This is a genomic window from Pseudomonas sp. PGPPP1 (genome assembly GCF_002255865.1).
GTDB classification, from domain to species: Bacteria; Pseudomonadota; Gammaproteobacteria; order Pseudomonadales; family Pseudomonadaceae; genus Aquipseudomonas; species Aquipseudomonas cremoris.
Genome location: NZ_NKIG01000038.1, coordinates 30747 through 50255, shown reverse-complemented (window position 1 = coordinate 50255; position 19509 = coordinate 30747). Strand labels below are relative to the sequence as shown.

Here is a 19509-nt window from a genome sequence, read left to right as displayed (position 1 = left end):
AGCCGAGGATTATACCCGAGCTATGACCTCACACGCCAGCTGAGGTCGGGTTTGATGCGGAAACATTCTGTTTTAAGAGGTCGCGCATCTGTTTTGCTATCTGAATTTGCTCTTCAGCCGATAATCCCGGCTGCCTTGCTCTCTTGATGAGTTCATCGAGGGTCTGCGTGTGCTGACCCGCGGATAACCTAGTAATGGTGTCTAAAAACTGTTGTTCAAGGTTATCGCCGTCAATTAGCCACTCCTTTTCCGCGAGCGCTCTCAACAGTCGGCCTTGTTCGGTGCCATGCCAACGAGCCATCAACTGAATAGAGTTTAGCTTAGGATTTTTCTGCACGGCTTCGATCAGTGCGATCAGCACCTGGGCATAGGTGTTGCTCTCGTTGGCAAAATGATCGGCACTTTCTACCCTGCTCGCCAATTGCGGATGGTGGATCAAGGTGCGTAACGCAATAAGTGTCGGAGCTTCAACAGCGACAGGAGTACGGGGAGCATAGTTTTCGTCGCGGTCACCGCGCTTGCCGTTCTTGCTCCAGGGTTTCTTGTCCCATTTCTTGCCGCCGGCGCCGGGTTTTTTCGGCGTCCACTCCTGCTGGGGCGCGTAGGCCTCCTGCGGTTGGTGGAAGTCGGAATAGTCCGGCATCGCGTCGTAGTCCATGCCTGGGTCGTAGGCCGGTGGTGGTGCATCCTGTGGTGCGCTGTGCACCAGCTGGCTGACGGCTTCGCCGCTCAGGCCGGTGATTTCCAGCAGCCGCTGACGCATCAAGGTGCGCAGGTTGGCGCCCGGTACTTTGTCGATCAGCGGCGCTGCGAGGGTGGCCATGTGGGCCTTGCCTTCGAGGGAGCGCGGGTCAGCTTCTTCGGTCAGTTGCTGGAAGAAATAGTCCGCCAGCGGCTGCGCGTGTTGGTTGATGCGTGCGCGGAAGGCGTCTGTGCCTTCGGAGCGCACAAGGGTGTCCGGGTCTTCGCCTTCAGGCAGGAACAGGAAGCGCGCGCGGCGCCCGTCCTGCAGGCTCGACAGCGTGGCTTCAAGTGCGCGCCAGGCGGCGTTGCGGCCGGCCTGGTCGCCGTCGAAACAGAACAGCACGCTGGGCACTACGCGAAACAGGCGCTTCAAGTGTTCTTCGCTGGTAGCGGTGCCCAAAGTGGCCACGGCGTTACGCAGGCCTTGCTGGGCCAAGGCGATCACGTCCATATACCCTTCAACCACGATGATCTCATCGAGGTTGCGGTTGTTCTTGCGCGCCTCAAACAGCCCGTAGAGCTCCTGGCCTTTGTGGAACACAGGGGTTTCCGGGGAGTTCAGGTACTTGGGCTTGTCATCCCCCAGTACTCGGCCACCGAAGGCGATGATGCGGCCACGGCTGTCGCGGATCGGGAACATCACGCGGTCGCGGAAGCGGTCGTAGCGCTTGCCGGTCTCGGCGTTTTCCACCAGCAGGCCGGCATCGATCATGGCCTTTTGCTGGAGGGTGTCGCTGCTCAAGTGCTTGTACAGGTTGTCCCAGCCGGGCGGCGCGAAACCGAGGCCGAAATCACGGGCGATTTCGCCGGTGAGGCCGCGGCCCTTAAGGTAGTCGACGGCGGCTTTGCGTTGCGGATGGCTTTTAAGCGCCTGACGGTAAAAGTCGGCAGCGGCCGTCAGTAGCGGGTACAGCGGCGAATCGGTGGGCTGTCGCGGTTTGTGCGGCCGGCCACTGTCTTCGCGGGGGATTTCCATGCCGGCGGCTTTCGCCAGGTCCTCGACAGCCTGGGGGAAGTCCAGGTTGTCGTGGTCCATCAGGAAGCCGAGGGCGTTGCCGCCCGCGCCGCAGCCGAAGCAGTAGTAGAATTGCTTGTCGGGGCTGACGCTGAACGACGGGGTTTTCTCTTTGTGGAACGGGCAGCAGGCCGTGTAGTTCTTGCCGGCTTTTTTCAGTTGCACGCGTGAGCTGACAACATCGACGATGTCGGTGCGGTTCAGAAGGTCGTCAATAAAACTTTGGGGAATCAGCCCGGCCATGGCGTTCTCGTCATCACTGCGTGTAAATGAGGGCCCGTGAAGTGCTCAAGCGCACGTATCGAGTGGTTTGACCATCAATCGTCTGCTTGGGCTGCCAGGAAGTGTATCTGCCGAACATGCGCTGACGTTAGTTTCTATCAGTCTTCGGCGAAGAAATGTTGCCCTGGCGTCCGGTCTTGGCCAAAGGTTGGCCTCGGATGCTCTAGATGGGCACAGTCGACCGGTTCGATCGCCTGGGTGAAGAATAAGTGTGCTCGTCAGTAGCCTTGTTAGGCTCGTCAGAAGAGACGTGCACCGCTGGCAGAAAAGCCAGTCCTGACGTGTGAAGCAGTGTCTCGGTCGCGTGTGCGGCGTCAACAGTGAAGCATCAAGCGATATCCGCAAATGCCATTAGCCCGGCTGAGGGCCGGGCTTGGCAGAAGCTTGCTACGAACGTCTGTGTATTAGTACAGACGAACGGCGCGGCGCTGTTCGCGCTGAACTTTCTTGGCGTGACGCTTAACAGCGGCTGCTGCTTTACGCTTACGCTCAGAAGTTGGCTTCTCGTAAAATTCGCGGCTACGAACTTCAGCCAGTACACCGGCTTTTTCGCAGGAGCGCTTGAAACGACGCAGAGCTACGTCGAAGGGTTCGTTCTCTTTAACTTTGACGGCTGGCATCCAGAGCTACCTTCTTTCATTACCGGGATCAACGTTCTCGTCGCAAACAATTCGCGGCTGAGGTCGTCGGTTTTTAAGGGTTGCGGATGTTAACCCCTCATTGACCGGAATGCAAAGCCTCTGATCGAAAACCGCTAGTCGGGAGGGGGAGTGGCGACTATTATGCGCGCCTTCGAATTTAGCCTCTACAAGGCGCAAACCCATGCTAGTACTGGGACTTGAAACCTCCTGCGACGAAACCGGTGTCGCACTTTACGACAGTGAACGCGGGCTCTTGGCCGACGCGCTGTTCAGTCAGATCGACCTGCACCGCGCCTATGGTGGCGTGGTGCCGGAGCTGGCCAGCCGTGATCACGTCAAACGCATGTTGCCCCTGATTCGCCAGGTGTTGGATGAGGCCGGCTGCGTGCCGACCGAGATCGATGCGATTGCCTATACCGCTGGTCCCGGATTGGTCGGAGCCCTGCTGGTTGGGGCCTCTTGCGCGCAGGCGCTGGCTTTTGCATGGGGAATTCCGGCGCTCGGTGTGCACCACATGGAAGGTCATTTGTTGGCGCCCATGTTGGAAAAAACACCGCCACAGTTCCCGTTCGTCGCTTTGTTGGTTTCCGGCGGCCATACGCAGTTGGTTCAGGTGGATGGCATCGGTCAATACACGCTGTTGGGCGAGTCCCTGGATGATGCTGCCGGCGAAGCCTTCGACAAGACCGCGAAGATGATGGGCCTCAATTATCCAGGTGGTCCGGAAATCGCGCGCCTGGCCGAGAAAGGTGTTGCCGGTCGCTATACCTTCCCGCGCCCGATGTGCGATCGCCCGGGCCTGATGTTCAGCTTCAGCGGCCTTAAAACCTCCGCGTTAAACACCTGGCAGCAGAGCGTCAGCGCCGGGGACGACAGTGAGCAAGCCCGTTGCGACATCGCACTGGCGTTCCAGCAGGCCGTGGTGGAGACTTTGACCATCAAGTGCAAGCGTGCCCTGAAACAGGCCGGCATGAAGCGCCTGGTGATCGCTGGTGGCGTCAGCGCCAACAAGGCCTTGCGAGCTTCACTGGAAAAAATGCTCGGCGACATGAAAGGCGATGTGTTCTACGCGCGCCCAGAGTTTTGCACCGATAACGGCGCGATGATCGCCTACGCCGGCTGCCAACGCCTGCAGGCCGGGCAGCACGAAAGCCTGGCGATCAGCGTGCAGGCCCGCTGGCCGATGGAGCAGTTGTCGCCGTTGTAGGGACGCAGCGTGAACCGGGTTCATCGAGCGTATTTAAAAATGCCGTTCGCGCCCGGCAAACAGGTCGCGTAAATTGCCGCGGTGGCGCCAGACGATCAGCAGCGTCAACACGCTCATCGGCAACAGCGCCGCCGGTTCCTGCCAGGCCAGTAGCGGCAGGGTAAGCGGAGTGGCGATCAACGCGGCGAGCGAGCTGGTGCGGGTCAGGTAGAACGTCAGCAACCAGGCGAGCACGGCCAGCAGCGCAGCCGGTGGGTAAATCCCCAGCAGCATGCCGGCTGCCGTGGCGACACCCTTGCCACCGCGAAAGCGGAAGTACAGCGGGAACAAATGGCCGAGGACGGCACACACGCCGACCCAGGCCTGTTGTTGCAGGGTGAGGCCGGCGAGGCTGGCGATCAGCACGGGCAACAGGCCCTTGCACACGTCGCCCAGTAACGTCAGCACGGCAAGCTTCTTGCCGGCCAGGCGCAACATATTGGTGGCGCCGGCATTGCCTGAGCCACTCATTCGCGGGTCGGGATTTCCCGTCAGGCGGCTGAGCAAGATGGCGAAGGACAGCGAGCCGAGCAGGTAGGCGAGAATCGCCAGTGACCAAAACATGCTAACTATTCCGGGCGAGGACGCCCTGATTCTAACGGGGCATCGCGCCCTTGTCGTGCTGCGGAGAAGAGTGCTTGGACAGAGTGTTTATCGAAGGCCTGGAAGTCGACACCGTGATCGGGGCCTACGACTGGGAGCGCGGAATCCGCCAGTGCCTGCGCCTGGACCTGAGTTTCGCCTGGGATAACCGCCCGGCCGCCGCCGGTGACGACCTGACCCTGGCGTTGGATTACGCCAGCGTGTCTGCACGTATCCAGGCCTTTGCCGAGCAATCCCAGTACCAGTTGGTGGAAACCTTTGCCGAACGCCTGGCCGAAGTGTTGATGGCCGAGTTCCAGATCCCTTGGCTGCACCTCAAGTTGACCAAACCAGGCGCCGTTCCGGCTGCCAAGGGCGTGGGCGTGGAGATCGAGCGCGGATGTCGCTAACTCAGGTTTACCTTGGCCTCGGTAGCAATATCGAGCGCGAGTCACACCTGCGTGCCGGCCTTGACGCGCTGGCGAGCTTCTTGACGGATATTCGCTGTTCGGCGGTGTTCGAAAGCCAGCCGGTGGGGATCAAGAGCGGGCCGTTTTTCAACCTGGTGGTGTCGGCCTATACCGACCTGCCGTTAATGGAGCTTGATCGCCGTTTGAAGTTTATCGAAGCCGACAACGGTCGTTATGCACCGGACCGCAAGGGCCTGCCGTTGGATATCGACGTACTGCTGTACGGCGAGTTGGTGGGTAACTTCGATGGTCTGATCCTGCCGCGCGCAGAAATCCTGAAAAACGCGTTTGTATTGTGGCCGCTGTCTTTGATGGCCCCGCAGCGATTGCATCCCGAAGTGGGCAAGACCCTGGCCGAACTATGGCGCGATGCGCAGATCGACCAGGTGCTGGCGCCTGTCGGGTTTGAATGGCAGGGCCAGCAACTGACGCCGAGCACACTCCTATAGGGTGTGCTGCTCCTTGTAGGCCTTAAGTGCATTGAGCCGTTCGCGCTTGAGTGCTTCGCCCAGCTGCGGGCCCTTGAATCCTTTCTCCAGCAGTGGTGCCACCGCGACTTCACGTGCGACCCGCGCTGCGCCGCGCAAATAATCCGCCTGTGGATAACTTCGCTGCTCGAACCCCTTGCGGCCGCGAGCGTCCATTTCGCAGGCGATCACAAACTCTTCAAAGCGCTGCGGCCGGCGGTACACGTCAAAATTGTGCAGCAACTCCAGCAATGTCGAGGCTTTCAACTCCAGGGCGCGATGGCCGTGGGTGTGATACTGGCAAACCAGCAACGCCAATTCCTGGCAATCCCTGGGAGCCTTGAAGCGTTCGTTGACCGCCTTGACCAGCTTCAAACCCGTATGTTCGTGAGCAATATGCTGCGGCAACTTATCCACAGGTGTCAGGCCCTTGCCCAGGTCATGCAGCAGGCAGGCCCAGCGTACGGTCAGTGGTTGTTTATGCAGGGCAGTCTGTTCCAGCACGCTGAGGGTGTGCACGCCGGTGTCTATTTCCGGGTGATGGGCCTCGGGTTGCGGCACGCCAAACAGTGCATCGACTTCCGGCATCAGGGTTTTCAAGGCTGTGCAGTCGCGTAGCACCTGGATAAACACCTGTGGCTGATCTTCCATCAGTGCGCGGGAAATTTCTTTCCAACTGCGTTCTGGCGTCAGCGCCTCAAGTTCGCCGGATTCGCTGAGTTGGCGCATCAGTTCCAGCGTATCCGGCGCGACCGTAAACCCGAGATGGGCGTAGCGCGCAGCAAAGCGAGCAACGCGCAACACTCGCAGGGGATCTTCGGCAAACGCGGGGGAAACGTGGCGCAAAATGCGCGCTTCCAAATCCTGCTGGCCGTGGTACGGATCGGTGAGGTTGCCGTCATCATCTTCCGCCATCGCATTGATGGTCAGGTCACGACGAATCAGGTCTTCTTCCAGTGTCACTTCTGGGCTGGCGTGGAATACAAAGCCGCCGTAACCCCGGCCACTTTTGCGTTCGGTGCGAGCCAGTGCGTATTCATCGCCGTTTTTCGGGTCCAGGAACACCGGGAAGTCAGCGCCGACCGGCTTGTAGCCTCTGGCGAGCATCTCTTCAGCCGTCGCACCAACGACAACGCGGTCGATATCGGTGACCTTGATGCCCAGCAAGCGGTCACGTACGGCGCCGCCGACTTTGTAGATTTTCATGAAAAAGCCTCCATTAGCGGCACAGGATACCGCCTGTGCCTGACCAATGGAGGCTTTGCTGTTTCAGAGATGAACGACAGCCAGGTCCAGGCGGCCGTAATCGTTGTCGCCGTGATCGCTGCGCGGTGGCACGTGATGGGTTTTCATCACTTGGTCCCCCTGCAGGGTCTCCAGGTGGATATCGAACCCCCACAGCCGATGCAAATGCTTGAGCACTTCTTCGGTGGACTCGCCCAGTGGTTTGCGGTCGTGCTGCTGGTGACGCAGGGTCAGCGAACGATCGCCACGCACATCGATGCTGTAGATCTGCACGTTGGGCTCGCGATTGCCCAGGTTGTATTGCGCGGCCAGGGTTTCGCGAATGGTGCGATAGCCGGGCTCGTCGTGGATAGCCGGTACCACCAGGTCGTCCTTGAGGTCATCGTCGAGGATGCTGAACAGCTTGAGGTCGCGAATCACTTGGGGCGACAGGTACTGAAGGATGAAACTCTCATCCTTGAAGCTGCTCATGGCGAACTTGATGGTGGACAGCCAATCGCTGCCGGCGATTTCCGGGAACCAGCGACGGTCTTCTTCGGTGGGGTGTTCGCACATGCGCCGGATGTCGCGGTACATGGCAAAGCCCAGTGCGTAGGGGTTAATGCCGCTGTAATACGGGCTGTCGAAGCCCGGCTGGTACACCACGCTGGTGTGGGAAGTCAGGAACTCCATCATGAAGCCGTCAGTGACCAGGCCCTCGTCGTACAGGTCGTTCATCAGGGTGTAGTGCCAGAACGTTGCCCAGCCTTCGTTCATCACCTGGGTCTGGCGCTGTGGGTAAAAATACTGAGCGATCTTGCGCACGATGCGCACGATTTCCCGTTGCCAAGGCTCTAGCAACGGCGCGTGTTTTTCCAGGAAGTACAGGATGTTTTCCTGAGGTTCGGCGGGGAAGCGTGCATTGTCCTTGTCGCTGTTTTTGCCGGTCTTTTTAGGAATGGTGCGCCACAGGTCGTTGATCTGCTTCTGCAGATGCTCCTCGCGCTCCTTCTGGCGCAGACGCTCTTCCTCGGCAGAAATCGGGTAGGGGCGTTTGTAGCGGTCTACGCCGTAGTTCATCAGGGCATGGCAGGAATCGAGCAGGTCTTCCACCGCATCGATGCCGTGGCGCTCCTCGCACTGCATGATGTACTGCTTGGCGAACACCAGGTAATCGATGATTGAGCTGGCGTCGGTCCAAGTGCGGAACAGGTAGTTGCCTTTGAAGAAGCTGTTATGCCCATAGCAGGCATGGGCCACCACCAGGGCCTGCATGCAGATGGTGTTTTCTTCCATCAGGTAGGCAATGCAGGGGTCCGAGTTGATCACGATCTCGTAGGCCAGACCCATTTGGCCCCGGCTGTAGGATTTCTCGGTGCTGAGGAAGTGCTTGCCGTAGGACCAATGGTGATAGCCCAGGGGCATGCCCACGGAAGCGTAGGCGTCCATCATCTGTTCGGCGGTAATGACTTCGATCTGGTTGGGGTAGGTGTCCAGCGCATAACCCGCCGCGATGCGGCTGATTTCCCGGTCATAGGCCTGGATCAGTTCAAAGGTCCACTCGGACCCCGTGGAAATGGGTTGGCGTTTTTGCTCTTTTTTGGCGGTCATGTCACTAACCTGCGCTGGAAGAGTTCACGGAAGACCGGATAGATATCGCCGGCCGAGACCAGTTGCTGCTGGGCGAATGTGTCGGCAAAGGCTTCGCCGATGCGCTCGTATTCGAACCACAGGGCCTGATGCTCACGGGGGGTGATCTCAACGTAAGTGTAGTACTGCACGAACGGCATGATCTGGTTGATAAGGATGTCGCGGCAGATGGGCGAGTCGTCATTCCAGTTGTCACCGTCCGAGGCTTGGGCGGCGTAGATGTTCCACTCGTTGGCAGGGTAGCGCTCTGCCATGATCTCCTGCATCAGCTTCAAGGCGCTGGACACGATGGTGCCGCCGGTTTCCCGCGAATAGAAGAATTCTTCTTCGTCGACTTCCCGGGCGCTGGTGTGGTGGCGGATGAATACGACGTCAATCTTGTCGTAGTTCCGCTTCAGGAACAGGTACAGCAGGATAAAGAAGCGCTTGGCGATGTCCTTGGTGGCTTGGGTCATGGAGCCTGACACGTCCATCAAGCAGAACATCACGGCCTTGGAACTGGGGTTGGGTTGTTTGACCAGCAGGTTGTATTTCAGGTCGAAGGTGTCGAGGAACGGCACACGGTGAATACGTGCGCTGAGTTTCTCGATTTCTGCTTCGATTTCCTGGATATCGCCGAAGTTATCGGGCTCTTCGCGCTTCAAGCGCGCCAACTCTTCCTTGGCTACCTTCAATTTGGCGCGGCTGCTACCCGACAGGGCGATCCGCCGCGCATGGGCTGAACGCAGGGTGCGGATGATATTGATGCGAGACGGGTTACCCTCGTTGCTGATCCCCGCACGTACGGTCTTGAAGGTGTCGGTGCCGGTGAGGTTACGCTTGACCAGGTTGGGCAGTTCCAGGTCTTCGAACATGAATTCGAGGAACTCTTCCTGAGTGATCTGGAACACGAACTCGTCCATGCCCTCGCCGGAATTACCCGCCTTGCCCGGGCCTTTGCCGCCGCCACCGCCTTGGGGGCGCTGGATATGTTCGCCGGTGGTGAATTCTTTGTTGCCGGGGTGCACGACCGTCTGTTTGCCGCCCCGACCGTGGTGCAGCACGGGTTCGTCGATATCCCGTCCGGGAATGCTGATTTGCTCGCCGTGCTCCATGTCTGTAATGGAACGGCGGCTCACGGCCTCTTCTACAGCCTTTTTGATGTGGTCGCGGTAACGCCGCAGAAAACGCTGACGGTTTACCGTGCTCTTGTTCTTGCCATTGAGGCGTCGGTCGATCACATAGCTCATAGGGGAGCCCTCCGGGCAGCTTCACGTTACAAGCTTCAAACTGTGAGCTGGAAGCTTAAAGACAGGCGGTCAGTTGCCAGGCCCTAGGCCTGGCACTGCACGCGCGTCGCTGCCTTACTGCGATTTGCGAACCCGCAGGTACCACTCGGAGAGCAGGCGTACCTGTTTGTCGGTGTAGCCACGCTCGACCATTCGTGTGACGAAGTCGTTGTGTTTTTGTTGATCCTCCTTGCTGGCCTTGGCATTGAAGCTGATGACCGGCAGTAGATCCTCGGTGTTGGAGAACATTTTCTTCTCGATAACCACCCGCAGCTTCTCGTAGCTGAGCCAGGTAGGGTTCTTGCCGTTGTTGTTGGCGCGGGCGCGCAGCACGAAGTTGACGATTTCGTTGCGGAAATCCTTCGGATTGCTGATGCCGGCCGGTTTCTCGATTTTCTCCAGTTCCTCGTTGAGGGCAACGCGGTTGAGGATCTCGCCGGTTTCCGGGTCGCGGTATTCCTGGTCCTGGATCCAGAAATCGGCGTACAGCACGTAGCGATCGAAGATGTTCTGGCCGTACTCGCTGTAGGACTCCAAGTACGCGGTCTGGATTTCCTTGCCGATAAACTCGATGTAGCGCGGCGCCAGGTATTCCTTGAGGAAACGCAGGTAGCGCTCGCGGGTTTCGGCCTGGAATTGTTCCTGTTCGATCTGCTGTTCCAGCACATAGAGCAGGTGTACGGGGTTGGCAGCGATTTCGTGAGGGTCAAAGTTGAAGACTTTGGACAGGATCTTGAACGCGAAGCGCGTCGACAGCCCGTTCATGCCTTCGTCAACGCCTGCGCTGTCGCGGTATTCCTGGATCGATTTGGCCTTGGGATCGGTGTCCTTGAGGTTTTCGCCGTCGTACACGCGCATCTTGGAGTAGATGTTCGAGTTTTCCGGCTCCTTGAGGCGCGACAGTACGGTGAACTGGGCGAGCATCTTCAGGGTGTCGGGTGCGCAATGGGCCTTGGCCAGGGAGCTGTTGAACAGCAGCTTGTCGTAGATCTTGATTTCATCGCTGACCCGCAGGCAGTACGGCACCTTGACGATGTAGATCCGGTCGATGAAGGCTTCGTTGTTCTTGTTGTTGCGGAAGGTGTGCCATTCCGATTCGTTGGAGTGGGCCAGCAGGATCCCGGTGAACGGAATCGCGCCCAGGCCTTCGGTACTGTTGTAGTTACCTTCCTGGGTCGCAGTCAGCAGTGGGTGCAGCACCTTGATCGGTGCCTTGAACATCTCCACGAACTCCATCAGGCCTTGGTTGGCCCGGCACAGCGCGCCCGAGTAGCTGTAGGCGTCGGCGTCGTTTTGTGGGAATTCTTCCAGCTTGCGGATATCGACCTTGCCCACCAGCGCAGAGATGTCCTGGTTGTTCTCATCCCCCGGTTCGGTCTTGGCCACGCCGATCTGGTTGAGGATCGACGGGTAGAGTTTCACCACGCGGAACTGGCTGATATCACCACCGAACTCGGCCAGGCGCTTGGTGGCCCAGGGCGACATGATGGTGTTGAGGTAGCGGCGCGGGATGCCGAAGTCTTCTTCGAGGATCGCGCCATCTTCGGTGGCGTTGAACAAGCCCAAGGGCGACTCGAAGACCGGTGAGCCCTTGATCGCGTAGAAGGGCACTTTCTCGATCAGTTGTTTGAGTTTTTCGGCCAGGGACGATTTACCGCCGCCGACAGGGCCGAGCAGGTAGAGGATTTGTTTCTTCTCTTCCAGGCCTTGGGCGGCATGGCGGAAGTAGGAGACGATCTGGTCGATGCATTCTTCCATTCCGTGGAAGTCTTCAAAGGCCGGGTAACGGCGGATCACCTTGTTGGAAAATATTCGCGACAGGCGCGAATTGTTCGAGGTGTCTACCAGTTCCGGCTCGCCGATTGCCAGTAGCAAACGTTCGGCGGCAGACGCGTAGGTACTGCGGTCCTTTTTGCACAGCTCAAGATACTCCTGCAGCGTGAGTTCTTCCTGCTGTGTGGACTCGAAGCGTTGTTGGAAGTGGCTAAAAATACTCATGACGTCGTCACCTCGCTCGATACGTGGAGCCGACGCCGGATCAATCAGTCGATGCTGGCAGCCATGGCGATCGCCAATGGCCGTTTTCCCCCCAGAACACCCTGAAACGCTACCGATGACCCGCACGCCGGTGTACCGGCTCTCCCCTGATTCGGATGGCCTGCGCTTAAGGATAGTTCGGAATCCGGGAGGTCAAGGTGCGATGCGTAATTAGTTTGACTGCGCCGTTCGTCAGAAACGGCGCGAGCCCAAGCGTCACGCGGGGTAGCGGGGTGTGAAAAAAATTATTGCGAATCGCCGGAGGCAATTTCTGCAGGATAGGTCGTACGCCACAGCTCAAAGCCACCGTCCAGGCTATAGACGTCAGAAAAACCTTGGCTGATCAGGTAGGCCGCCGCGCTCTGGCTGGAGTTGCCGTGATAGCACGCGACAATTACCGGCGCGTCGAGGTCGGCGGCACGGATGAAGTCGGCGATGTTGTGGTTGTCCAAATGCTGGGCGCCACGGATATGGGCGGCTGCATAAGTGGGTTGATCACGGATGTCGACTACCACGGCGCCTTGTTCACGCAGGGCTTGGGCTTGTTCGGGAGGGATACGTTTGAATTCGCTCATGGGGGCTCCTAGGGCTTGGCGGCCGGCAGCGTAACGGAAAGGGGGGATTCGCACTGGCAGCTATGGCGCTCGCCGGTGTCGATGTTCATCAAGGTCATGGCGCCGCCCCACACGCAACCGGTGTCGAGGGCGAACACGCCGGGCTCGTCGCACTTGCCTTCAAGGGCTGCCCAGTGACCGAAGATAATCTTCGTATCACGGGTCTTGCGGTCCTTGTGAGCGAACCACGGCTTGTAGCCGGGCAGGGCAGTGTCGACGCCCTCTTTGCTCTTGAGGTCCAGCTTGCCCTCGGCGGTGCAGAAGCGCATGCGCGTGAAGTAGTTGGTGATCACGCGCAGGCGCGTCACGCCACTGAGGTCGTTGTCCCACTTCACCGGTTCGTTGCCGTACATGCCGTCGAGGTAAGTGGTGTACAGGCTGTCGTCGGCCAATACGTTTTCGACTTCGGCAGCGCACTTGAGGGCTTTTTTCAGTGTCCACTGGGGCGGGATGCCGGCATGGACCAAGGCCATGTCGCGGCTTTCGTCGTAATGCATGATCTTTTGTCGGCGCAGCCAGTCGAGCAATTGTGCACGGTCCGGGGCTTCGAGGATCTCGCGCAGGGTATCGCCTTTTTTCAGACGCTCGACGTTATTGGCGGCAGCCAGCAGGTGCAGGTCGTGGTTGCCCAGTACGCACACCAGGGAATCACGCAGGCTATATAAGTAGCGCAGGGTCGCCAGCGACTCAGGGCCGCGGTTGACCAAGTCACCGACTAACCACAAGCGATCGTTCGCCGGGTCAAAGGCTACTCGTTCAAGCAGGCACTTGAGGGGTTCCAGGCAGCCTTGCAGGTCACCGACCGCATAGGTCGCCATCAGTGCAGGGCTCCGGGCACGGCTAGGCGGAAGGGCGCGATGATCGCGTCGAACAACTGGCCGTCGGTGGCTTTCATCTGATACGAGCCTTGCATGGTACCGACTTTGGAGGTCATCACCGTGCCGCTGCTGTAGGTGTGGCTTGCACCGCTGTCGATCAGCGGCTGTTGGCCAACCACACCCGCACCGCGTACTTCCTCGACCTGGCCGTCGCCATCAGTGATCACCCAATGGCGGGACAGCAGCTTGGCCGGCACCAGCCCGTTGTTTTTCACCGTGATGGTGTAGGCAAAGGCGAAGCGATTTTGCTCGGGTTGTGATTGGTCCGCCAGGAAGCGGGTGACGACGCTGACGTCGATCTGGTAGCGAGGATCGGACATGCAAGAGGCCTTAAAAGCGGAGGACAGCAGATGCGGGTCAGTCTAGGCCATGAGGAGGGCACTAGGCCAGACATGTGTCTGGCCAGGCTTGGGTGTCAGTCGGCGGTTGGCGCGGGCTGGATAGCCAGTTGGTCGGCCAGGCGTACGAACGCGGCAAGGTCCAGTTGCTCGGGGCGCAGGCTGCCGTCGACGCCAGCGGCTTCGATTTCGGCATTGCTCAGCAGGGCCTTGAGCGTGTTGCGCAGGGTTTTGCGGCGCTGGTTGAAGGCTTCGCGCACGACCCGCTCCAGCAACTTGTGATCCTTGGCCGGGTGCGGCAACACGGCGTGAGGCACCAGGCGCACGATGGCCGAGTCGACCTTCGGCGGCGGGTTGAACGCGCCAGGACCCACGTTGAACAGGTGCTCTACGCGGCAGTGGTACTGGACCATGATCGACAGGCGACCCCAATCACCGCCACCAGGCCCTGCGGCCAGGCGCTCCACCACTTCTTTTTGCAGCATGAAGTGCATGTCGCGGATGATCCCGGCGTTGTTCAGCAGGTGGAAGATCAGCGGCGTGGAGATGTTGTATGGCAGGTTGCCCACTACGCGCAGACTGTTAGGCGCGGCGTTGAGGGTGTTGAAATCGAACTTCAGTGCGTCGCCCTGATGCAGGTTGAAGTTGGACTTGCCGGCGAACTGCTGGTTGAGGATCGGGATCAGGTCCTTGTCCAACTCCACCACGTCCAGTTGGCCACCGCTGGCCAGCAAGCCTTGGGTCAGTGCGCCCTGGCCTGGGCCGATTTCCAGCAGGCGGTCTTCCGGCTTGGCATGGATGGAGCGCAGGATGCGGTCGATCACGCCAGCGTCGTGCAGGAAGTTTTGCCCGAAACGCTTGCGCGCCCGGTGTTGGTAATGCTCGGTCATATACGGGTCTCGGCCATCTGATAGGCGGTTTCCAGGGCCACGTGCAGGCTGCCGGTATCGATCTTGCCGCTGCCCGCCAGGTCCAGGGCGGTGCCATGGTCGACGGAAGTGCGGATGATCGGCAGGCCCAGTGTCACGTTGACTGCGGCGCCGAAGCCTTTGTATTTAAGCACCGGCAGCCCCTGGTCGTGGTACATCGCCAGCACTGCGTCGCAGTGCTCCAGATATTTGGGGGTAAACAGAGTGTCCGCAGGCAGTGGGCCACGCAGGTCCATGCCTTCTTGGCGCAGACGCTCCAGGGTTGGTTCGATGATGTCGATTTCTTCATGGCCCAGGTGGCCGCCTTCACCTGCGTGGGGGTTGAGCCCGCAGACCAGGATGCGCGGTTGGGCGATGCCGAATTTTTGTTGCAGGTCGGCGTGCAGGATGCGCGTTACGCGCTCCAGGCGCTCGACGGTAATGGCGTCGGCAATGTCACGCAACGGCAGGTGCGTCGTCACCAGGGCGACGCGCAGGCCGCGTGTGGCCAACATCATCACGACTTGTTCGGTATGGGTCAGTTCGGCGAGGAATTCGGTGTGCCCGGAAAAGGCAATGCCGGACTCGTTGATTACGCCCTTGTGCACTGGCGCGGTGATCATGCCGGCGAAGTCGCCGTCGATGCAGCCTTGCCCTGCGCGGGTCAGCGTTTCCAGGACGAACGCCGCATTGGCCTTGTCCAGTTTCCCGGCAACGACTTTGGCGTTCAGTGGCGTATCCCACACATACAGGCTGTCAGCAGGTGCCGGAAGGTCTGGCCAATTGCCCGGCGATACCTCCAGCACATTGACAGCCACGCCCAGCTGCGCGGCCCGCTCGAGGAGCAGGTCGCGGCTGGTAATGGCAATCAGGGGGTGTGGCTGAGGTTGCGAGGCGAGCAGCAGGCACAGGTCTGGACCTATGCCGGCAGGCTCGCCGGGTGTTACCGCGAAACGCTGGGGTTTCACTGGGCTGCCTGGTTGGTGCCTGTTTGCTCGGCGCCTGGCAGTTTGTTCTCTACATAGGCTTCGTCGCGGATCTGACGCAGCCAGGTTTGCAGTTCTTCATCGTATTTGCGGTTACGCAGTACGTTGAGTGCTTGTTGCTCGCGGGCCTGTGCAGTGTTGTCGGTGGCGCGACGGCCAAGGACTTCCAGTACATGCCAGCCGTATTGAGTCTTGAACGGCTTGGACAGAACGCCTTGCGGGGTCTTGGCCATGACGTCCTGGAACTCCGGCACCAACGCTTTCGGGTCGATCCAGTTCAGGTCGCCGCCGTTGAGAGCAGAACCCGGGTCTTCCGAAAAGCTCTTGGCCAGGGTGGCGAAGTCTTCACCGCTTTCGATGCGGTCATAGATCTTCTGGGCCAGTTCCTTGGTTTGGGCTTCGGTGCGGATTTCGCTTGGTTTGACGAGGATATGACGAACATGAACCTCGTCTTTCAGCGAAGTCTCGCCACCGCGTTTTTCCAACAGCTTGAGGATAATGAAGCCGCCCGGCGTACGTGCTGGCTGGGTGATGCCACCCACTTCCATGGCGCTCAGTTCACGGTCGAACGGAGGTGGCAATTGAGCGGCTTTACGCCAGCCCATGTCGCCGCCTTCAAGGGCGTTGTCGCTGCCGGACACGGCGATCGCCGTTTGGGCAAAGTCAGCACCGGCCTTGAGACGATCATAGACAGCCTGGGTTTTCGCTGCGGCTGCATTGAGCTGCTCGGAAGTGGCGCTGTCGGGTGTTGCGATCAGGATATTGGCCAGGTGCAGCTCTTCGGAAAGCTGCATCTTGCCCAGGTCCGAGGCCAGGAAGTTCTTCACTTCCTGCTCCGACACTTGAACGCGCTCGGCTACACGGCGCTGACGTACACGGCTGATGATCATTTCACGGCGGATCTGGTCACGGGCGTCCTCATAGGACAAACCGTCGTGGGCCAGGGCTGCACGGAACTGGTCAATGGTCATGTTGTTGCGCTGGGCAATGGTGCCCACGGCCTGGTTCAGTTCTTCGTCCGAAATGCGGATGCCGGAACGATCGCCAATCTGCAGTTGCAGGTTTTCGACGATCAGGCGCTCCAGCACCTGCTGGTCCAGGACGCTGGTAGGTGGCACGCCACCGCCACGCTTGGCGATGGTTTGCTGAACTTCCTTGACGCGTTGGTCCAGTTGGCTCTGCATGATCACGTCGTTATCGACGATGGCCACTACCTTATCCAGTTCTTGAACCGCAGCGTGCGCCGATGCGGTACCCAGGAACAGTGCGCCCAGCACTAGCGGGCGCAGACACTCAGAAAGCTTTGTCTTCACGTTCACGATAACCTTCAATGCCTTTGTCGAGGAAGCTCTCTACCTTGGCGCCGGTCAGGCCGCCCAGTCCCTTGAGGACGATCTGGAGAAAGAGCCCGTGGTCACCCTTTTCGTTAAGCGGGGCGATCTGGCTGTATTCGTCGTTGGAAACCCAGTAACGGTTGATGACGCGCAGTTTCCAGCAGCAGTTGTCGTACTCGAAACCACCGAAGGCTTCCAGGGTACGGTTGCGGGCATAGTCGTACTGCCAGCGGGTGATCAGGTTCCACTGTGGAACGATCGGCCACATCATCGAGAAGTCGTGTTGCTGGATTTTGTAGTAATCCTTCACGTAGTTCTCTTGGCCTGGCGTGCCGTAGTCACCGCCGAATTGCCATTTGCCGGTCAGCTGGTTGTACACGACCTGGTCGTTACGATAGCGATAGCCGACGTTGATGATCTTGTTCGGGTTGTCTTCCGGCTGGTAGTGGAGCATCGCGCTGCCGGAACGAGGGCTGTGTTCCTCGGTGTCCCAGTTGTAGTCGGCAGTGGCGCGCCAGTCGCGGTTGAAGCGGAACTCGTAGTCCAGGGCGACAGGCGACACATCGGACTGCGCATCTGCACGGTCGGACGCCAGGATACCCGGCAGTTGGACTTCACGATCCTTGAAGTACACGGCCTGGCCAACAGAAACGCGTTGACGCTCGAAACCGTTTTCTTCGATCCAGCGGCTGGTCAAGCCAAGGGACAGCTTGTTCTCGTCGCCGATACGGTCGGAGCCGCTGAAGCGGTTGTCGCGGAACAGCGACGCGTAGCTGAACGAGTACTCGCTGGTGTCGAACACCGGAATGTCGCTCTGGTCCTTGTTCGGCACGTACAGGTAGAACGCACGTGGTTCGAGGGTCTGACGATAGTCCTTGCCGAACCAGTTGGTGTCGCGGTCGAAGTACAGGCCGCTATCGATGCTGGCAACCGGGACTGCACGGTCTTGGGAGCTTTTGAACGTGCCGCCAGCGTACTGGGTGCCAGCAGCGGTCGATGCTGCCTGCGCAGCAATAATGTCGTTCTTGCCAATGCTGTCGAGGTCAAGGTCGTACTTGGTGTAGACGTACTTGAGCTTCGGCGTCACAAAGCCGTAGGTCCAGTTCATCGGGTATTCGACAGCCGGCGCTACGTTCAAGCGTGTGCCGTTTGCACGGGTCAGGCCAGTTACGTAGGTGTCCAGGCGAGGCGACACCAGGCCGTTCTCGTCGGTAAAGGTGCCGTTCTCCAGGTTCCGCTCAAAGCGCACAGCTTCGGTTTCGTAGCTGAAGTTCAAGCCGCCCGGATGGTAAGGCAGGGTACCGTTGAAGGTGATCTGCGGCAGGCGGTCATACGGGGTGATCTGCGAGATCGTCGCCAGCTGGTAGGCCTGCAGGTTCAAACGAGCCTGGAAGCTGTCGCCGCGATACGTCACGGAACCCTGTTGGTTCACGTAGTCACGGCTCTCGACGCCTTCCTGGTAGGACTTGAGGTCCTGGAAGTAATACGGATCGCTGATCGTGGTGTAGTCGACCTGGGTCAGTACACGCGAATCCAACCCGCCCTTGTGCTGCCAGTTGAGCATGTAGCGGGTTTTTTCGTAGTCGGTCTGCTGCTTGCGTTCGTCGTTGTCGTCGTTCAGGTACGCGCCGCCGAACTGGCCTTCGCTGGACTTGGTGAGGTAGCGGAATTCGCCCTCCATCATCATGCCGCGCTTGGTCATGTATTGCGGGTACAACGTGGCGTCGTAGTTTGGCGCCAGGTTGAAGTAGTACGGCGTAACCAGGGTAAAGCCGGTCTCGCTGCCGGAGCTGAAGCTCGGTGGCAGGAAGCCGGATTGACGACGGTCGTCGATCGGGAAATAGATGTAGGGGGTGTACAGGATCGGAATGTTCTTGATCCGCAACGTCGCGTTGGTGGCCGTACCGAAACCGGTGGCCGGGTTCAACGTGATGTTGTTGCCCTTGAGCTGCCAGGCGTTGCTGTCCGGCTCGCAGGTGGTGTACGTACCGTCCTTGAGACGGATGATCGCGTTTTCGGCACGCTTGGCGTACAGCGCGTTACCGCGGATGCGCGATTTGTGCAGCACGTACTCGGCGTTGTCGATCTGCGCCGCGCCGGTGTCCAGTTGGACCTGGGCGTGGTCGCCGACGATCAGGGCGCCGTTGTCGCGCAGGCGCACATTGCCGTCCAGTTCGCCGCGGCTTTCGGCCTGGTACAGGCTGGCTTCCTGGGCTTCAAGCTGCATGCTGCCTTGGCGCATGACAACGTCACCGGCCAGGGTTGCAACTTGTGATTCTTGCTCGTAACGAGAGGCCTTGGCACCGATGAAGGTCGGCGCATCGCTCTTGTTCGTCTTGTCGTTCATGCCAGGACGCGTTGGCTCGATGTACGCGCCGCCGCAGTAAGGACCGGTTTCTGCCAGTTGGGCGGCGGTCAGCTTGTCGCGGGGGACCCAGTCCAAGTGGCTATAGTCGGCACTGCGCGAACGCATGCCACGGCCCTTGGTCTCGGTGACCAATGCGGTCTTCGGTCCGGCGTCGGCTTTGCCGTCAGCATCGGTTTGCGCCGTGCTGTTGCCTGAGCTTACGGCGGCGCCGTCATGCACAGGACGCGGTGGCAACGGGGCTGCGGCGGTTTTTGGCGCGCAATCCCAGGCACCCGAAGCAGAGACTGAGCAGTCATACTGTTCCGCGGCGACCACGAATGAGGTGGCGAAAGGTTGCATGGCCAGCAGACTGCCGGTTACCAGCAACGGAAATTTTCTACGAAACGCGGGGGATTTCAATGCCATCTTATTAGTCCGGGCTTCCTGCGTGCCATCTGCCCGCGGTGTGGGCCGCACG

The 19509-nt window shown here is 59.6% G+C and carries 17 protein-coding genes; 3 read left to right on the top strand and 14 right to left on the bottom strand.

Annotation, left to right across the window (positions count from 1 at the left end; genetic code table 11):
- Positions 1-28: 28 nt before the first annotated feature.
- Positions 29-2002, bottom strand: a complete 1974-nt coding sequence (dnaG, locus tag CFE47_RS28125) for a DNA primase (RefSeq protein WP_286842028.1) — start codon at positions 2000-2002, stop codon at positions 29-31.
- A 443-nt stretch (positions 2003-2445) separates the two neighbouring features.
- Entirely contained in the window at positions 2446-2661 is a 216-nt protein-coding gene (rpsU, locus tag CFE47_RS28120) for a 30S ribosomal protein S21 (protein WP_002551877.1), read from the bottom strand.
- 202 nt (positions 2662-2863) lie between these two features.
- Between rpsU and tsaD the strand changes: the two genes are divergently transcribed.
- On the top strand, positions 2864-3889 hold the full coding sequence (tsaD, locus tag CFE47_RS28115) for a tRNA (adenosine(37)-N6)-threonylcarbamoyltransferase complex transferase subunit TsaD (protein ID WP_185709272.1): 1026 nt from the start codon (positions 2864-2866) through the stop codon (positions 3887-3889).
- Between the two features lie 33 nt (positions 3890-3922).
- Here tsaD and plsY read toward each other — a convergent pair whose 3' ends face one another.
- Complete coding sequence (gene plsY / locus CFE47_RS28110) at positions 3923-4492, bottom strand: glycerol-3-phosphate 1-O-acyltransferase PlsY (RefSeq protein WP_065925396.1); 570 nt, start codon at positions 4490-4492, stop codon at positions 3923-3925.
- Positions 4493-4566: 74 nt separating this feature from the next.
- Here plsY and folB point away from each other — a divergent pair, with 74 nt between their 5' ends.
- Positions 4567-4920, top strand: a complete 354-nt coding sequence (gene folB, locus CFE47_RS28105) for a dihydroneopterin aldolase (RefSeq protein ID WP_286842024.1) — start codon at positions 4567-4569, stop codon at positions 4918-4920.
- Complete coding sequence (gene folK / locus CFE47_RS28100; protein ID WP_286842022.1) at positions 4911-5429, top strand: 2-amino-4-hydroxy-6-hydroxymethyldihydropteridine diphosphokinase; 519 nt, start codon at positions 4911-4913, stop codon at positions 5427-5429. Before folB ends, folK begins: the two co-directional genes overlap by 10 nt.
- On the opposite strand, the gene CFE47_RS28095 is transcribed toward folK, so the two are convergent.
- The 11 genes from CFE47_RS28095 to CFE47_RS28045 form a co-directional block, all read right to left on the bottom strand.
- Entirely contained in the window at positions 5424-6653 is a 1230-nt protein-coding gene (locus CFE47_RS28095; RefSeq protein ID WP_286842020.1) for a multifunctional CCA addition/repair protein, read from the bottom strand. The two genes, folK and CFE47_RS28095, sit on opposite strands and share 6 nt — an antisense overlap.
- A gap of 63 nt (positions 6654-6716) precedes the next feature.
- The gene (locus tag CFE47_RS28090) at positions 6717-8282 is read right to left on the bottom strand and encodes a SpoVR family protein (protein ID WP_185709276.1); all 1566 of its coding nucleotides are present in this window, start codon (positions 8280-8282) and stop codon (positions 6717-6719) included.
- Positions 8279-9550 (bottom strand): YeaH/YhbH family protein, encoded by a 1272-nt coding sequence (locus CFE47_RS28085; RefSeq protein ID WP_105698154.1) that lies wholly within the window; start codon positions 9548-9550, stop codon positions 8279-8281. Before CFE47_RS28085 ends, CFE47_RS28090 begins: the two co-directional genes overlap by 4 nt.
- 114 nt (positions 9551-9664) lie before the next feature.
- Positions 9665-11587 carry a PrkA family serine protein kinase gene (locus CFE47_RS28080; protein ID WP_105698153.1) on the bottom strand — a complete coding sequence of 641 codons (1923 nt, stop codon included), beginning with the start codon at positions 11585-11587 and terminating at the stop codon, positions 9665-9667.
- Between the two features lie 284 nt (positions 11588-11871).
- On the bottom strand, positions 11872-12201 hold the full coding sequence (glpE, locus tag CFE47_RS28075) for a thiosulfate sulfurtransferase GlpE (RefSeq protein ID WP_185709277.1): 330 nt from the start codon (positions 12199-12201) through the stop codon (positions 11872-11874).
- An 8-nt stretch (positions 12202-12209) separates the two neighbouring features.
- On the bottom strand, positions 12210-13058 hold the full coding sequence (locus CFE47_RS28070; protein ID WP_286842015.1) for a symmetrical bis(5'-nucleosyl)-tetraphosphatase: 849 nt from the start codon (positions 13056-13058) through the stop codon (positions 12210-12212).
- Entirely contained in the window at positions 13058-13438 is a 381-nt protein-coding gene (gene apaG, locus CFE47_RS28065; RefSeq protein WP_010206973.1) for a Co2+/Mg2+ efflux facilitator ApaG/CorD, read from the bottom strand. The genes CFE47_RS28070 and apaG overlap by 1 nt, the downstream gene beginning before the upstream one ends.
- Before the next feature lie 95 nt (positions 13439-13533).
- The gene (gene rsmA / locus CFE47_RS28060) at positions 13534-14346 is read right to left on the bottom strand and encodes a 16S rRNA (adenine(1518)-N(6)/adenine(1519)-N(6))-dimethyltransferase RsmA (protein WP_286842013.1); all 813 of its coding nucleotides are present in this window, start codon (positions 14344-14346) and stop codon (positions 13534-13536) included.
- Positions 14343-15332, bottom strand: a complete 990-nt coding sequence (pdxA, locus tag CFE47_RS28055; protein ID WP_185709280.1) for a 4-hydroxythreonine-4-phosphate dehydrogenase PdxA — start codon at positions 15330-15332, stop codon at positions 14343-14345. The genes rsmA and pdxA overlap by 4 nt, the downstream gene beginning before the upstream one ends.
- Positions 15329-16663 carry a peptidylprolyl isomerase gene (locus CFE47_RS28050; protein WP_286842030.1) on the bottom strand — a complete coding sequence of 445 codons (1335 nt, stop codon included), beginning with the start codon at positions 16661-16663 and terminating at the stop codon, positions 15329-15331. The genes pdxA and CFE47_RS28050 overlap by 4 nt, the downstream gene beginning before the upstream one ends.
- Positions 16644-19457 (bottom strand): LPS-assembly protein LptD, encoded by a 2814-nt coding sequence (locus tag CFE47_RS28045; RefSeq protein ID WP_286842010.1) that lies wholly within the window; start codon positions 19455-19457, stop codon positions 16644-16646. Before CFE47_RS28045 ends, CFE47_RS28050 begins: the two co-directional genes overlap by 20 nt.
- Between the last annotated feature and the right edge of the window lie 52 nt (positions 19458-19509).